We start from the raw sequence: 16157 nt of genomic DNA on the forward strand, positions 1-16157 counted from the left end.
ATAACACAAAGTTAAGCCTTATGTATCATATAATAACACCTACCACAGAAGCTGATTTTGAAACATATTACAAATTTAGATGGCAGATATTAAAGCAGCCGTTTGGTTTTGCAGTCGGCTCAGAAAAAGATGAATACGATAGCTTGGCTCAGCATAGAATGATTTGCCACGAAGATGGCACGCCGTTGGCTGTTGGACGTATTCACTTAGTAAGCCAAGATGAAGCTCAAATTAGACATATTGCGGTTGCGCCCGAGTGCCGAAGTAAAGGGTTAGCCTCGTTATTAATGACCACATTAGAACAAGCTGCGCGCGAGCAACGAATTAAACGTGTTATTACGTTTTCAAAATTAGACTCGGTTGGTTTTTTTGAAAAATGTGGTTATGAAGTACTCGATAATCCCATTATTGATATAGCCAAAGGCACCAGTGGCCAACGTAAGCAAATGTGTAAAAAGCTATCTGAGTACGATGGAATATTGCGTCAACCTTTATGGTGTAAAGAGCTGCAAGAAACTTGGCATAACCAAATACCAATTACCCAGCAAATGGGGATTAAAGTTTATCAGTATACTGGTGAGTTGTTAGAGGTACGAGCCGCGCTTAATGCCAACATTAATATGCATCAAACCATGTTTGCAGGCTCTATATATTCAATGGCAACTTTAGCTGGTTGGGGCATGGTGCATTTATTATTGCGTGAAAATACCCTACATGGCGACATTGTGTTAGGCAAAGGCGAGATTAAATATAATAAGCCTATTAGTAAAATGCCAAAAGCCGTGGTTCGGCTTAATTCGGTCAAAGGGGAATTATCTGTTTTACGTGATACCAAAAAAGCAATTTTGGAACTACGAGTTGAGTTATTTGATCACAATGTTTACGCGGGTGTATTTAAAGGACAGTATTATATTTTGCCTATTTTTACTAATAAAAAAAGAAAAAGAGAAGATGATAAAATCGATTCTTAAGGTTAAGTAACCAAGCAATCAAGCCAGCTAGCGACTCACTTTTGTTTGGGCGCTTTAAAAACGAATATAAATAACCTCAACTCGGTTTAATGAATATGTTTCAAATGGCCTTTTTAACCGCAATTGCAGTGTGAATTTGCCTTGTCCACGCAAAAACTCTCGTTAGAAACCATGCAGAGCGATAAGGTTAAATAGCACTAAATTTCAACAGTTGATTTAAACTCCACCGTGCAAGCTTAACTTTCAATACTTTCAACAAAGTGCAAGTTTCTGCCAATTACCCCCCTAACTTAAGTGATTCTACTTTAGCTGAGTGACGCCTTTTATGGTTCTAAACATTAATGCTGCTGGGCGTGAAACATTATAAATATGTAAATAATTGTAAGAGTTTAGTAAATGTGCTCGACTGGTTATATTAGTCCTAATAAAGTAACACCAAACTGTGATTAAGTGATTGATCTTACTCCCTCTTTAAATTTTCACACCGGTCTGGAATTTATTTATGAAAGCAAAAAAACGAGTTACTCGTTCCTGGGTATTAGTCATAATAGGACTCATTATTATTGTAGGGTTAGCAATGGCAGCATACTGGATGATGGCCGGAGGGAATCAACCAAAACCAGAAGCTGTCTTTGCTGAAGTTGAAATAGGCTCTATTGAAAATTCTATTGTGGCAACGGGGACTTTAGAACCTAAGCATTATGTTGAGGTAGGCGCGCAAGTCTCTGGTCAGGTTGAACATATTCATGTGGAAGAAGGGCAAAATGTAAAAGCAGGAGAGCTTTTGGTTGAAATTGATGCAACTGTATTTGAAACCCAATTAAAAAAAGCAGAAGCTGCCCTAGAAAGTAAAAAAGCACAGTTAAATCAGCTGAGAGCTGAGCTTGAGTTAGCTGAACTGAGAGCCAAAAGAAATGAGCAGCTTTATAAGCAACAAGCTGTCAGTGAAGATACTTTATTCAGTAGCAAAACAAACGTTAAGGTTTTAAAGTCCAGAATAGAAACAAGTATTGCTCAAATTAAAGCAGATCAAGCTGGTGTTGAAGGCGACAGAGCTCGTTTAGGTTACGCTAAAATTTATGCGCCTATTTCGGGTACTATTGCCAGTATTCAAGTTAGAGAAGGGCAAACGCTTAATTCAAACCAAAATGCCCCTTTGCTACTTAAAATTTCTGATTTAAGCACGATGACATTAAGAGCAGAAGTGTCGGAAGCCGATGTGACTAAGTTGTTTAAAGGCATGTCTGTTTATTTTTCGACGTTGGGGGATCTTAAAAACTACTGGCATACGCAAGTACGTCAGGTATTGCCCACGCCAAGAGTTGTAAATGATGTTGTTTTATATCAAGCGCTAATGGATATTGAAAATAATAACCGTCGGCTCATGGATTCGATGACAACCCAAGTCTTTTTTGTTGTAGAGAAGGCTGAAGATGTCATGGTTGTTCCATTAAGCGCAATTCGTAACACGCCAAGAGGCAGTATGGCACTTGTTAAAACCGAAACAGGCATCGAGCGAGTTAATGTACAAACCGGTGTAAAAAATCGAACGCAAGTAGAAATTTTATCGGGTTTGAATGTAGGTCAACAGGTTATTGTCGGGCAAAAACGAAACCCAGGTCAAAGCGCAGAGCGAGGTCAGCGAAAGGGTTTTCAAGGTAACAGAGGTGGAGGCCGTCGAGGAGGCTTTTAATGAATACGCAAACCCCGTTACTTGAATTGAAAAATGTGTGTCGTTATTACAGCAGTAGTGACCTTCAAGTTAAAGCTTTAGATGATGTTAGCCTGACAATTGAGCGTGGTGAGTTTATTGCCATTATGGGGCAATCAGGTTCAGGCAAATCTACTTTAATGAATATTCTTGGCTGCTTAGATAAACCTACCTCGGGCGAATATTTAATTAATGGTCATTCTGTTTCTGATTTAAACCCTGAGTGTTTATCTGCGTTACGATTAAAAACTTTTGGTTTTGTTTTTCAGCGTTACCAACTATTAGCAAATTACACTGCGCAAGAAAATGTAGCTATGCCAGCTATTTATAGCGGAATGAGTAAGTCTGAACGCTTGAATAAAGCAAGTGATTTGTTGACTCGCTTGGGATTAGCCGAGCGAGGTGCGCACAAACCTTCTGAATTATCTGGCGGCCAGCAGCAGCGAGTTTCCGTCGCTCGGGCATTAATTAATGGTGCCGAAGTCATTTTGGCAGATGAACCCACAGGCGCTTTAGATACGGCTAGTGGTGAGCAATTGTTGGCTTTGCTTAAACAATTGAATCAGGAAGGTGTAACCATTATTTTGATTACGCATGATCCTGAAGTGGCTGAGCATGCCGATCGCCTAATTCAGGTAAGAGACGGTGTTTTACTATCAGATACAAAAGATAATATTGCTCATCATTTAAATAAAGATAACGTGCCAGTTACCCAATCAACCGAAGCAGTTGAGCCTTTGCCTAGTGTGGGATCTTTGGAATCGATAGTTATGGCGTTTACGGCATTGCATGCAAACTGGTTTAGAACTTTATTAACCTTGTTAGGGATTATTATTGGTGTGGCCTCTGTGGTCACTATGATGGCGATTGGTGAAGGTGGCAAAAAGCAAGTTCTGGAAAGGATTGAAGCTATTGGGACCAATTTAATTCTGGTCAGGCCTGGCGGTGCCAATATAAGAAGTTCTGGCGATAATGCCAGTTTATCATTGGACGATGCAAATGCCATAGCCGAACTGGACGGCATCTTATACACCTCGCCAGAGCGGTCAAGTCGGGCAACTATTCGATATGGTCAGTATGATTTTTCAGGGCGCATTAAAGGCACTAACTCGGATTATAAACCAACTAAAGATTGGGAAATGGCGAAAGGTGTTTTTTTTAGCCAAGAGGACCTTCAGTCTTATGCCCCTGTTGTGGTGCTAGGCGATACGGTTGCTAATCAACTTTTCCCAAATGGTGAAGAGCCAGTTGGACAATATGTATTGATGAAAAATGCATTCTACCAAGTGATTGGTGTATTGCAGGCAAAAGGGGCTAGCGCCGGTGGGAATGATATGGATGATGAAGTATTAATTCCAATAACGACGGGTCAATTAAAAGTATTTGGTAGAGATTTTTTAAGTTCTATAACAGTTAAAGTCGAGAATACAGATCAAGTTGATAAGGTTACTCAAGCCATTACGACATTATTAATTTCACGACATGGCAAAGAAGATTTTATGGTGAGAACGACAGAATCTTTGGTTGAAACCGTTACTGAAACGCAAGACACATTAACTTGGTTGCTTGCCTCTGTTGCAGGTATTTCACTTTTTGTGGGAGGCATTGGGGTGATGAATATTATGTTGGTGAACGTCTCTGAGCGTCGACGAGAAATTGGTTTACGTATTGCGACTGGCGCCAAACCAAGTGATATTTTGAAACAGTTTAATATTGAAGCCTGGGTTGTTTGTATATTGGGTGGTTTAATTGGGATTTTGTTTGGGATTGTTATCTCTATGGTGTTAACTAATTTTGATATCCCTGTTGCTTATTCGATGACACCGCCGTTATTGGCATTTGTTACATCGTTATTAGTGGGTCTGGTATTTGGTTATGCTCCCGCACATAAAGCAGCAAAGCTTAATCCAATTGAAGCATTAGCAGAGGATTAAATGAAAAAAATTAGTGTTTATTGTTTAGTTTTATGGGTGACGGCTTGTGCGTACCAACCAAATCAACATGATTTATCAATGCAAATGCCTGCGCAGTTAAATCAACTCGGACTAGAATCACAAGTTTCAGCACAAACTTTAAGCTTATCGCAAATGCAATGGTGGCAGACTTTTACGTCGCCGCAGTTAAATTCATTAATGAGCGAGCTTGATACTCGTAATTTAAGTATAGCTGCCGCACAGTTAAGGTTAGATAAAAGCCGTGCTTTATTAGCTCAGCAACAAGCTGATTATTGGCCAAGTGTGAGCGCTAGAGCGAGCCAGCGCAATGGCTATAATTTTGATAACCAGAACGAATCTTCCAGTTCCAGTTTGGGCTTTTCAGCCGCTTATGAAATTGATTTGTGGGGAACGCGTGATGCAGCTAATGCCAGTGCAAAACTTAATTTAATTGCTAGCCAGCAACAAGTTCAAAGCGTGCTTTTACAATTGCAAATTCAGTTAGCAAGCCAGTATTTTTCACATTTATCTTTGCTTCAAAGATTAGATATTAGCACACAAAATTTGGCTGCCAGCGAATCTTTACTTAAATTAATTCAAGCTCAATTTGAAGCCGGTAGTGCTTCAGGCATTGAAGTGAGCCAGCAAACGAATTCATTATTAAGTGCTCAAGCTCAGTTAATGACAGTGGAGCGTGATATTAATTTTAGCCAAAGAGCACTTGCTGCCTTGCTAGGTAAAAGTGATATGCAGATTGAATTAAAGTACGAAAGTATTGAGCAATTGAGTATTCCTGAAATTAGTCAACGGCAATCAGCAAAGCAATTAATGCAGCGACCAGATATTCAAATTGCGCAAACACAGCTGCGTTTGCAAGACGCTAATTTGTATCAGGTTGAGCAGCAGAAATGGCCGAGTTTAACTGTGAGTGCCGATTTAAGCTTGGCTGATCTTATGAGCTTTGGCAGTGGTTGGTCGGCTGCTATAGCGTCAGGCTTATCTATGCCTATTTTTAATGCCGGCAAAATTGATCAGCAAATTGAAGTGGCTAAAACGGATGTACAGATAGCGTTAGCAAATTATCAGGATGCGGTAGTCCAAGCGGTTAAAGAGTCGTTGAATAGTTTAACTGAACTCTCGTATCAGACAAATTTATACCAAGTAAAGCAGCAGGAGTTAGATAATAACCAAAGATTGTATAGGCTGGCTCAAATTCGGTTTGATTCAGGTGATACAGATTTTTTAAATTTATTGAACGCTCAGCGCAGTTGGTTTAATGCTAAATTGACTCACGCTGCGGCTAAACGAGATATATTACAGGCTAATATCGATGTATATAAAGCTTTGGCCGGCAAACCCGAATTCAAAAGGTAAACGTGAAGAGTAAAGAAAGTTCAGACGTCTCTTTTATTGTAAGTAGATAAGATTGAAGATTATATGCTAGAGCCTGTTGACCTTTCGCGTTCATTTTTGCAGCACCCATCTAGTTTTTATACAATGCAGAGCGATTGACTTGTAGTGCGCTACGTAAATGAGCGATAAAGACTTTGTGCTCTTGCAAAGTCATCTTACCCCAAATCCATGTGGGGTAAAACCATGGAAAAGCCAGACGGATGCTGCCTTTCAGGTTCGTCCTGAGTGCTTCCAACCCTTTGTTGCCTGCATGGATGCAGGTACTTAGCGCGAGCAGGATGCGGTAGCTGTGCTCGGTTTTTATATAGAATAACGATACGACAGCCTTCGCGCCACGATTGGAAAGCGCTCAGCTAGAACAAAATTTTCACTCGAAAGATAAACAGACCTTAGAGAGCTTTATAACCGCCGCGTCTAAAGCTCTCTGAGTGGGTTATATTTCTAACCCTAAGTTGCTGACACCATCTGCTAATGCTTGTTTTTTTAATTCAAGGCAGGTGGCTTTACTGAAATGTTTTATTTTTTCTATCGTATCTAAAAATTCGTTTTGGGTTTCTATTTCCCATTTCATATGCGGATGTGCCAAGGCTTCTTGGCTATGCTCCACTTCTGCGGTGGTAATTAACAGCCGCTCTATTGTACCTTGTGAAATAAGGGATGGGTAAGTGACTTCTTTATTTCTGAATTCACTGTCAGAGATTAACGCCAAGTTCGCAATTAACGCCATGCTTGCATCAATGGCTGCGTAAACGCCAATGCCATCATCTGGTTGTGCTTGTGGTATGAGGACTTCTATTTTTTCTTGTTGAATATCTTGGTCTATTTTTAATTTTGCAGTATATAGCCATTGCCAGAGCAGCTCATGAATATTGTGTAATACCTTTATATCTCCAGTGTTGGTTAGCTCTTGATATAACTCATAATTGGGTAACATACGGCTAATTAACATTTGGTTAAAGGCAATTTGTTGCTTGGGATCGAGTGCTTTGATACGGGCAAATGTTGCTGGTTTTTTCATTTTTATATCTTGTTCTGTTTACGAATGGGGATCATGACTGCATTGCCAGCAAATTTCAAATGTTGATTCATTTATTTCGTGACAATTTGGGCAGCGCCATTGGGTTTGAGTTGTGTTTTCGAATGCTTGAATCAGTTTTTTTGCTTTAGCTAGGTGCGTGTGATGGATATATAAATCTACCGTTAAGCCCGTTGCTGGTAGTTCGCCAACAGCTCCCTGTAGCGCTTCGCCAGTTAAGGTAACAGCTATTCCCGTTTGCTCTAGCATGCCTTTAAGGCAATGAGCTTGAATATTATTTGATGCTTGGTAAATTAAAGCCTGATCTTTCATTATTGTTTTTCAGCCTGTAGTAATTGGTTAAGTTGTTTTTCAGCATATTCAAATTTGAGTCTGTAATTAGTTATTTGTTCCTGTTTTGCCTCTTGCGCTTGTTGGTGGGTTTGATGCGATTGTTTTAGTTCATCTCGTAAAGCTTTAATTGTTTGCCGTGCATTATCTATCTCTGTTTGATATTTTTGCTGTAATTGGCTTGTTCTACTTTGGTTTAGGCTGCGTTCATCTTCAATGCTTTGTTGCATCAATTGAGTTGTGTGCAGTTGTTTTTTATATTCATTCACTTCGTTACGTAAATATAGAATGAGTTCATCTTGTTTTTTTATTTGCTGATTTTGAATTTGTTTTTCTTCGTCAAATCGAAGGTGTTGCTTTTGCTGCTTTTGTTGGCTTTCAGTTAATTTTTGCTCCACTTTTTTCAACTGGTCACTGACATTTTCAAGCTGAAATCGCTCGTGTTCTAACTGACGTTGTTGCTGTTGCTCTGATTTTTCAAAAATATATTTGTATTCATCATGCAACTGCTGAAGCTGCAGTGCTTGTTCGTGCTGCTTTTCTTGATGGCTAGTGAGGGTTTGTTTTAATTCATTATTTTGCCTTGTTAGAGACTCTATCTGAGTTTGGGTGTGGTTTTTTAATTGTTTGAGCTGTTCATCTTTCTCAGCTAAATGTTTGTTTAATCTTGTGTTTTGTTCAATTAAATCCGATTGCTTTCTGCCAACTTGTTGATTTTCACTTGCTTGGTTTTGTTCTTGATTTTTAAGTAGGCTTTTTAGTTTGTCATTCTCGCTAATTAATTGTGAAATTTGTTGGTGTAAGTTTGATGAAGCTTGAGCATTGTCATGTTGGTTTATTTGTTGCTTTTGTGTATCGCTATGATGTTGTTCATTTGCAAAACTGAGTGTTTGCTGGACTTGCGCGAGTTTGGTACTAAGTTCACTGATTTGCGATTGTTGTTTTGCAATAAGCTGTTCTTTGATTTTAACTTGCTGTTGCCATTGAGTCTCTAATTGCTGATGGTGTTGAGTTTCGTTTTCTTGACTTTGTTTTTGATAGGTTATTTGTTCTGCTAGTTGGACCTTTTGCGATTCAAGTTCTGCGCTAAATTCTTCTAGCTGACGCCACAAGCCTCGGTTTTCTTCTTCTTTTTGGTCAATTAAGTGGCGGCTTTGCTCTGCTTGCGAATAAATAAGGTCGTATTCTGTTTGCAATTTATCAGCTATTCTTTTTTGTTCATGCAATTCTGATTTAACCTTATGCAAGGTAGCGTTCAGTTTATTTTGTTGTGCTAAAGATTGGTTATGCTGCGTATTGTACTGCAAATGCAAAGCTTCTATTTTTTGTTCTGCTCTGAGCTGAAAATCAGTTTGTTGTTGTTCAATATCCTGTAATAAAGCTGAAAAGCTGGAGTTCAGTTTTTTTGAAAGTCGGTTATCAATTAATTCAGTATTAGATTCGGCTTGGCTTTTTAAATAATTTTGCCAAATATGAATGCATTCTTCAATTTCATCCCAATCACAAAGTTGGTTAAACGCGGTTCTGTCGACTATTTTTCCCTGCTGCCTGAGTTTTAAAGCAAATTCAATAACGGTTTGTTTGCTAGTTTGCATCCTAACCTCATTCCTTGTTTTATATTAGCTTAAGTTTAGCTGGCGGGAGACAAAGCGCCAAAAGAATTGCTAGATTTTTGAAGGGGGGAGAAGCCAAAGCGTTATTATCTTGGCTTTATCCCTAAACAACCAAAAGGTTAAGGTTGTTTAGGGAATTATCAGCATTACATCGAAAATTGGGCTATCTTAGTTGCTTCGGTTTTGACTGCGTCTTTACACTCGGCTTCAGCCTTGTAACGTTCTAAATCTTGCTTCATTCGCTCTTTTTTCGGCAAAGCTTTACGCGCTTCTAAAATAGCTAGATGTTTTATTTTATCATTTAATTGATGAACCCAAGGGTATTGTTGTGGGTAATTAGCGGTTGTTGAATTTGACAGGTGATCAAATAATACCGCTAAGCGCATTGCGCCTTCACTGGTTTCACATTGCTCTGATTCAATGGCTTGAGCTATGGTTCTTATGCTTTCAATAATGTTATTGTCACGATCTTCTCGCGCCTTTTGAACGGCTTTATTTTGAGCTTTTAATTGAAACAATAATTTGCCAGCGTAAAAAGCTAATGCGATTAAAATTAGGCTGGCGGTAATTAATAAAATAATAATCCAAGTTTGCATAATATTAAAAATCTTTATCTTCTAGTTGGCTGTTTTCCCACTCATTTAGGAGCGCTTCGTCATCATCTTGTGGCGTTTCGTTCAAACCTAATTTTTCCATTAACCAAGCATAACGAGCCATTTTTTTATTCAGCTCAGTGAGTTCTGTTGCTGTGAGTTTTTCATCGTTCTCATAACGAGTTAACAATGTTTGTAGTGCCTCGTTATCTTCCAAGGCGAGTAATTCTTGTTGCCATGCTTGAGTTGGCTCTACCGCTTTTTTATTCTTATTCACTTTAGCTTGTGGCTGTTTGTGGATAGGCGATTGATTTGCTGTTTGAGCAGGTTCAGGATTTAAGCTTATAGGCGTTTTACTACCAATTCGCTCATCTTTTGGTGTTTGCTGGTGACCAGCATCTGCGAAGTTAGTTTGTGATTGCGCATTTCTAGCGCCTGGTTTTAAGCCCTTACGCTCTGATTTTTTTGTACTGTGTGTATTTTTTTCAGGTCTGATTTCAGCTTTTCTTGGGCCTAAAGAGCCTAGTTTGCGTGTTTTTTTTATGCGAGTCATGATTCGATAGCCCTAGCAATAATTAGTTGCGCTAATTTTATCATGTTGTGGTTAAATAGCTAAGTATCATCAGGAATTATTTGTAGATATAAAAAAAGCGGCATAAGCCGCTTGTAAAAGTTATCTTGCGATAAATCGAAAATCTGAGCGCACTTCCGTATAAATTAAGACATTCCCAGTCTTTGCTCTCCCAGTGTTTTTATTATTTCCAAATTTTTATTAAAGTAACTCCATTACGTTTATTTGTCTTCCATGGTTTTATTGGTTTATGTGTCACCCTTAACGTAAATCAACCATCCTTGTTCAACCAAATTGTCCACTTTGTTTTTTATGCTTCCTTACTGAGTTTCCTTACCAATTTTTTATCCTGTTATTTTTCTGTTGACGTTACTCCGTGTAACATTGCTTATCTTACTGGTAACTAAGTGAATAGCAATTAGCGATATTATATTAAAGCTGTGAAATGACTCGTATTTTATTAAAGTAAATAAATATGTTTATGATAATAAAGGATATTTATTTCACTTTTATGAATCAAGTTGGTTGTATTTGATATTAAATCACAAGATTGTCTTACAATGTTTGTGAGAAATATCTCACGATCTGGGCATGAGTTCAATTTGATATGAGAGGTAGTAGTGGGATCAAAGCTTGAATTACAGAATAATTTTTGTCATCGAATGAGGGGCAGCCAGTTAATCTTAGACTAACTGGCTAAAGGTTATTAATGTAAACCCGCTACGTAATTAGATAATAACTTTATATCTTGATCAGATAACTTGGCCGCAATATCTTGCATCATGCCGTTTAAGTCATTTTTACGCTGACCACTACGAAACGCTTTTAACTGTGCTTCAATATAGGCTTGGTTTTGGCCAGATAATTTAGGAAAACCAGCTAATCCCATACCGTTACCAGTTGGACCATGACAAGCAGTACAAGCTGTTAAGCCGCGTTTGGCGTCGCCTGCACGGTATAATTGCTGGGCTTTTGCTATCATATCTTCTGGCGTTGAGCCGACACTTGTTTCTTGAGCTGCAAAATAGACTGATAAATCTTTCATATCTTGGTCAGATAACGGTGCAACCATGCCTGCCATTATTGCGTTTGAGCGGCCTTCTTCACCACCGGTAGAGACGGCTAGTTTAAAATCTTTTAGTTGTTTATAAAGATATTCAGCGCTTTGACCCGCTAATTTAGGATTTGCTGGAATAACGCTGTTACCGTCAACACTATGGCAAGCTGCGCATGTTACTGATTTTGCTTTACCTGCGTCGGCATCGCCTGAAATACTAGATGCCTGACTAGCTGCGGTCAGACCAAAAAACATCGCTAATGCAATTGAAGTTTTCTTCATGGCTCCGTTCTCATTTTTTAATAATCAATAAAAAGGGCTGTGCATTCTTCTCAAAGTAATTCGAGGGTACCCACTACACAGTAAAATTTTCGGTATTTTACACGATTCCAGCCAAGTAAAAACCTTGAAAATTAAGTTTACGTTGATCTAAACGCAATTTTTTTGTTTTTTACCGGAATTAAGCAGCAGGGTAAAGCGATATTATGGGCTTATTAGGGCGTGTTGATCTTTGTTGTATAAATTTTGTTCTAACTAAATGCTTTTTAATCGCGGCGCTGGTTTGTAGGCCTAGCGGGCTAACTCAAAAATCAGCACAGCTACCGCATCCTGCTCACGCTAAGTACCTGCATCCATGCAGGCAACAAAGAGTAAAAAGCGTTTAGGACGAACCCTTCGGGCAGCGTTTGTGCGGCATTTCTACTGCCTCAGCACTTATTTATGTAGAACAACTACACTACAATCGTGCTTCATTGTATAAATACCGCACAACGCGCTGAAAAATCATACAGAAAAGTTCAACACGCCCTAGTTAAAAATGGTTAAATAAATATGCCCCAGCCAAACGATTAGGGCAGTTAATAAACTCAGAGAAACGGCTGCTGAGCCCATATCTTTTGCTCGGCCTGCCAGTTTGTGATGTTCTAAACTGATTCTATCAACTGTTGCTTCAATTGCTGAGTTGATTAACTCGACGATTAAAACCAAAATTAAAACCGAAATGAGCGCCATAAATCGAGTTAAAGATTCACTGGTTAGCAATGCAATTGGAACTAATGCTAAGCAAAGCAATAGCTCTTGGCGAAAGGCGGCTTCATGTTTGAATGCGGCTTTTAAACCTTTAAAAGAGCAACTAGTGGCTTTAATGATTCTACTTAAGCCACTGCCGTTTGGTTTTAGTGTGGGGACATTATGTTGTTCGGTCATCTTGTGGCTCAATTTTGCTTGGCTTTGTGTTAACCTAGTTTTAATGATTTTACGTTAACTTACAATAACGCTTTAATGAATTCCTGATGACATTAATGCGTTTTTAGCTATTAAATATGTCAAATGCCTACTGGATACCTGAAGATTTTCATCAGGTCGAAGAAATAATTAAAAATAGTCGATTTATTACTCAGGTGTATCCTGTTAAATCTGCCGATCAAGCTAAAGATATAATTAAAACGGTTAAAGCTGAGTATCCGGATGCTCGACACCATTGTTCTGCTTTTATTGCTTCAAGTCCGGCAGATTTTAACCAAGTAGGGTTTTCAGATGATGGAGAACCTAGCGGAACAGCTGGAAAACCTATGCTGGCAGTTTTGCAAGGTGCTGGTATAGGTCAAATTTTGGTTATATCTATTCGTTACTTTGGTGGCGTAAAGTTAGGTACAGGTGGATTGGTTAAGGCGTATGCCGGTGGTGTTAAGCTTGCGCTAAGTAACCTGAAAACTCGCTGGATGATTCCCAAAAATTATTATCAATTGGTTTGTGAATATGGACAATGGGATCAAATTCAATATTGGTTAGCTCAACTAGATGGCGATATTGTTGAAACTCAATACTCAGATAAAGTTGAATTGTTGCTTGCGCTAACTGAAGCGAACAGCGACAATTTACAAACTAAATTAAATGACATGCAGCTTACTTTAAAGCGAATAAAGCAGAAATAATAATGAAATATCGCGCTATCACCCGAATATTAGGCATCTTGGTTGGCATTTTTAGCATTTTTATGTTGCCTCCGGCTTTGATCTCACTGATTTATAAAGATGGCGGCGGGCTTGCGTTTTTATTAGCGTTTATCACCACTGTGTTTGGTGGTTTATTGTTATGGTATCCAAATAGAAATGACAGAAGCGATTTAAAAGCGCGGGAAGGCTTTTTAATTGTTGTATTATTTTGGTCTGTTTTGGGATTAGTGGGGGCGTTGCCTTTTTCGTTTTTAGATACGCCTAGTATTTCAATGGCGGATGCGATATTTGAGAGTTTTTCAGGTCTTACTACAACAGGCGCAACTGTATTAACAGGGTTAGATAATTACCCTAAAGCCGTCTTGTTTTATCGCCAGCAATTACAATGGTTTGGCGGGATGGGGATTATTGTTTTAGCGGTGGCGATTTTGCCTATGTTAGGCATAGGTGGCTTGCAGTTATATCGAGCCGAGATCCCCGGCCCGGTTAAAGACTCAAAAATGACCCCCCGAATTGCAGATACAGCCAAACATTTATGGTTTATTTATTTAGCTTTAACTATTGTTTGTGCTGTGGCTTATTGGATAGCCGGAATGAGTGCGTTTGATGCTATTTGCCATTCATTCTCCACCATAGCAATCGGCGGGTTTTCAACTCATGATGCCAGTATAGGTTATTTTAATAGCCCGTGGATTAATTGGATTTGTATTATCTTTTTATTAATTTCTGGGGTTAACTTTGCTCTGCACTACGGGGTATTAAAAAGCCGTTCTATTTTAAATTACTTGAAAGATCCCGAATTTAAAGTTTTTTTAGGAATTCAGTTGGCTATTACGCTCGTTTCGTTTTGGGTGTTATTAGATAATCAGGTTTATCAATCACCTGAAACTGCGTTAAATCAAGCAGCTTTTCAGGCGGTATCTATTAGTACAACGGCAGGTTTTGCTACTGATACTTTTTCACAGTGGCCCTTGTTTTTGCCTATATTGCTCATCTTTTCAAGCTTTATCGGTGGCTGTGCGGGTTCTACTGGTGGTGGTTTAAAGGTAGTGCGGGTGATTTTATTGTACTTGCAAGGTGTGCGTGAACTGAACCGTTTGGTGCATCCTAAAGCGGTTTATTCAATTAAACTTGGTCGAAAAGCACTACCGGATAAGGTAATAGATGCGGTTTGGGGGTTTTTCTCAGCTTATGCGTTAGTGTTTGTGGTGATTATGATTTCGTTAATAGCGACAGGATTAGATGACTTAACCGCATTTTCTGCAACCGTTGCCTGTTTAAATAACCTTGGCCCAGGGTTAGGCGCTGTTTCTGCTCATTTTGGTGATATTCCAGATGCCGCAAAAAATATTTTAGTCGTAGCTATGATATTTGGTCGGCTTGAGATATTTACTTTGCTGGTTTTATTTACACCAACCTTTTGGCGTTCATAATTTGTTAGTTTAGATTTTTACGGGAGTTTAGCACTGAGTTAGTTTAAATTGACCTAAGACATGCCAACAGCCTTAGGTCTATCACTTAGCTAAAATATACTCAGTTTAAAACGCAATTCAGCTAAACTAGGTTAGAAAGCTTATTTAGAAAAAGATAGCGGAAGGTTGGAAGAGCTTTTCAACATCATTGACGTATTTTTTCTCTACCAAAAACAAAATTACATGGTCATTTGATTCTATCACCGTATTATTGTGCGCAATAATCACTTCATCTTTACGCACTATTGCACCTATTGTTGTGCCAGGTGGTAGTTTAATTTCTTTTATGGCTCGGCCTACCACTTTTGAGGTTTCTTTATCACCATGTGCTATGGCTTCTATTGCTTCTGCCGCGCCACGGCGTAGTGAGTAAACATTTACAATATCCCCTTTACGAACATAAGTTAGTAGGGCAGATATGGTGGCTTGTTGTGGCGATATCGCTATATCAATTTCGCCCCCTTGCACTAAATCGACATAAGCACCATGCTGAATGAGAACCATGGTTTTTTGTGCACCTAAACGTTTTGCTAACATGGCTGCCATAATGTTTGCTTCATCATCATTGGTAACGGCAATAAAAACGTCAACTTGCTCTATATGCTCTTCGCTAAGCAGCTCTGGATCAGATGCATCACCACAAAATACGATGGTATTTTCAAGGTGCTCAGACAAATAGGCAGCGCGCTCGGGGTTTCTTTCAATTAGTTTAACTTTATGATTGCTTTCCAGTTGTCTTGCTAATCCTTCACCAATATTACCACCGCCTGCAATCATAATTCGTTTATATGAAGCTTCGAGTTTTTGTAGCTCACTCATCACAGCTCGTATGTGTTTAGTTGCCGCGATGAAAAAAACCTCATCATCGGCTTCTATCACTGTGGTACCTAACGGGCGAATGGGTTTGCCTTGTCGATAAATAGCTGCAACTCGGGTTTCTACATTTGGCATATGATCTCGTAATGCCGAAAGCGCGTGTCCTACTAACATGCCGCCGTAATAAGCTTTTACTGCTACTAAACTGGCTTTACCGCCGGCAAACCCCATGACTTGCAGTGCACCCGGATAGTCAATTAAACGCTTTATATATTTGGTGACCAGTTGCTCGGGTGAAATAATATTATCAACTGGCATATCATGGTTATGAAATAATTGCTGACGGTATCGGGTGTATTGGTGCGAGCGAATTCGGGCAATTTTATTTGGCGTATGATACAAGGTATAAGCAATTTGGCAGGCAACCATGTTGGTTTCATCACTGTTAGTGACGGCTACGAGTAAATCGGCGTCTTCAGCCCCTGCTCGGCGTAACACATCTGGGTGACTGGCATGGCCGGTGATTACCTGAATATCGAGTTTATCTTGTAATTCGTGAAGCCTTGAGGCGTCATTGTCAACAAGAGTTATGTCGTTTTTACTTTTGTGTTCACCGACTAGGTTTTCAGCTAAAGTTGCACCTACTTGACCTGCGCCTAATATTATTATTTTCATCGCTGTTTCG

At 39.2% G+C, this 16157-nt stretch carries 14 protein-coding genes; 6 read left to right on the forward strand and 8 right to left on the reverse strand.

The window, feature by feature from the left end; genetic code table 11:
- The first annotated feature begins 20 nt into the window (after positions 1-20).
- From OLW01_RS00215 to OLW01_RS00230, 4 genes are all read left to right on the forward strand, one after another.
- Positions 21-971: a bifunctional GNAT family N-acetyltransferase/hotdog fold thioesterase gene (locus OLW01_RS00215; protein WP_268074584.1), complete on the forward strand. Its 951-nt coding sequence runs from the start codon at positions 21-23 to the stop codon at positions 969-971.
- Between the two features lie 502 nt (positions 972-1473).
- Entirely contained in the window at positions 1474-2664 is a 1191-nt protein-coding gene (locus tag OLW01_RS00220; RefSeq protein WP_268074585.1) for an efflux RND transporter periplasmic adaptor subunit, read from the forward strand.
- A complete protein-coding gene (locus OLW01_RS00225) occupies positions 2664-4616 on the forward strand; it encodes a MacB family efflux pump subunit (RefSeq protein ID WP_268074586.1) in 1953 nt (650 codons plus the stop codon). Before OLW01_RS00220 ends, OLW01_RS00225 begins: the two co-directional genes overlap by 1 nt.
- Positions 4617-5990, forward strand: a complete 1374-nt coding sequence (locus tag OLW01_RS00230; protein ID WP_268074587.1) for an efflux transporter outer membrane subunit — start codon at positions 4617-4619, stop codon at positions 5988-5990.
- A 472-nt stretch (positions 5991-6462) separates the two neighbouring features.
- Here the strand turns inward: OLW01_RS00230 and OLW01_RS00235 are convergent, their stop codons facing one another.
- The 7 genes from OLW01_RS00235 to OLW01_RS00265 all read right to left on the reverse strand — a co-directional run bounded on the left by OLW01_RS00235 (position 6463) and on the right by OLW01_RS00265 (position 12435).
- Positions 6463-7047 (reverse strand): YjaG family protein, encoded by a 585-nt coding sequence (locus OLW01_RS00235; protein WP_268074588.1) that lies wholly within the window; start codon positions 7045-7047, stop codon positions 6463-6465.
- An 18-nt stretch (positions 7048-7065) separates the two neighbouring features.
- Positions 7066-7377, reverse strand: coding sequence for a putative signal transducing protein (locus OLW01_RS00240; protein ID WP_268074589.1), 312 nt, complete (start codon positions 7375-7377; stop codon positions 7066-7068).
- On the reverse strand, positions 7377-8990 hold the full coding sequence (locus tag OLW01_RS00245) for a coiled-coil domain-containing protein (RefSeq protein ID WP_268074590.1): 1614 nt from the start codon (positions 8988-8990) through the stop codon (positions 7377-7379). Before OLW01_RS00245 ends, OLW01_RS00240 begins: the two co-directional genes overlap by 1 nt.
- A 164-nt stretch (positions 8991-9154) precedes the next feature.
- Complete coding sequence (locus OLW01_RS00250) at positions 9155-9604, reverse strand: DUF2489 domain-containing protein (RefSeq protein WP_268074591.1); 450 nt, start codon at positions 9602-9604, stop codon at positions 9155-9157.
- 4 nt (positions 9605-9608) lie between these two features.
- Positions 9609-10154, reverse strand: coding sequence for a Der GTPase-activating protein YihI (gene yihI, locus OLW01_RS00255; RefSeq protein WP_268074592.1), 546 nt, complete (start codon positions 10152-10154; stop codon positions 9609-9611).
- A 724-nt stretch (positions 10155-10878) separates the two neighbouring features.
- Positions 10879-11511: a c-type cytochrome gene (locus tag OLW01_RS00260; protein ID WP_268074593.1), complete on the reverse strand. Its 633-nt coding sequence runs from the start codon at positions 11509-11511 to the stop codon at positions 10879-10881.
- A 525-nt stretch (positions 11512-12036) separates the two neighbouring features.
- Positions 12037-12435: a diacylglycerol kinase gene (locus OLW01_RS00265; protein ID WP_268074594.1), complete on the reverse strand. Its 399-nt coding sequence runs from the start codon at positions 12433-12435 to the stop codon at positions 12037-12039.
- A gap of 116 nt (positions 12436-12551) precedes the next feature.
- On the opposite strand from OLW01_RS00265, the gene OLW01_RS00270 reads away from it, so the two are divergent.
- On the forward strand, positions 12552-13163 hold the full coding sequence (locus OLW01_RS00270) for a YigZ family protein (protein WP_268074595.1): 612 nt from the start codon (positions 12552-12554) through the stop codon (positions 13161-13163).
- 2 nt (positions 13164-13165) lie between these two features.
- Positions 13166-14617, forward strand: a complete 1452-nt coding sequence (locus OLW01_RS00275; RefSeq protein WP_268074596.1) for a TrkH family potassium uptake protein — start codon at positions 13166-13168, stop codon at positions 14615-14617.
- A gap of 144 nt (positions 14618-14761) precedes the next feature.
- Here OLW01_RS00275 and trkA read toward each other — a convergent pair whose 3' ends face one another.
- Entirely contained in the window at positions 14762-16147 is a 1386-nt protein-coding gene (gene trkA, locus OLW01_RS00280) for a Trk system potassium transporter TrkA (protein WP_268074597.1), read from the reverse strand.
- Positions 16148-16157: the final 10 nt, after the last annotated feature.

It is taken from the genome of Catenovulum adriaticum (assembly GCF_026725475.1).
Classification (GTDB): Bacteria; Pseudomonadota; Gammaproteobacteria; order Enterobacterales; family Alteromonadaceae; genus Catenovulum; species Catenovulum adriaticum.